The 300-nt window shown below is 66.7% G+C and carries 1 pseudogene; it reads right to left on the bottom strand.

The annotated features are described in order from the left end of the window. Positions 1-300 (bottom strand): annotated as a pseudogene (locus FVP33_RS19695) (class I SAM-dependent methyltransferase); the annotation flags it as partial.

Genomic DNA, 300 nt, shown 5'->3' with positions numbered 1-300 from the left:
GCGTGAGTTCTCCGAGCTCACAGCGCGACCGTTTCACCAGCACCGGCCAGCCGCCATCGGCGAGGGCTTGAGCGGTGGCGATCCATCGCTGCGACGGACCGTAGACCGAGAGCGGGGCGTTGAGCTGCCAGTGCCGGTCCAGGTCCTGCAGAAATGCGTGGATCTTTTCGCCGGGCACGTTGCGGTGGATGAGCACCTTCGGCAGTCGTTCGGCGACGATCGACGGCCTCTCCAGGTCGGCGAGGCGCAGACTCACCGTCAGCGACAGGGGACCGCTCTCCGCGACATCCACCCAACTGT

This window comes from Lacisediminihabitans profunda (assembly GCF_008040105.1).
Taxonomy (GTDB): Bacteria; Actinomycetota; Actinomycetes; order Actinomycetales; family Microbacteriaceae; genus Lacisediminihabitans; species Lacisediminihabitans profunda.
Note: the sequence above shows the minus strand (reverse complement) of the source record. Positions and strands in the feature narration are given on the sequence as shown.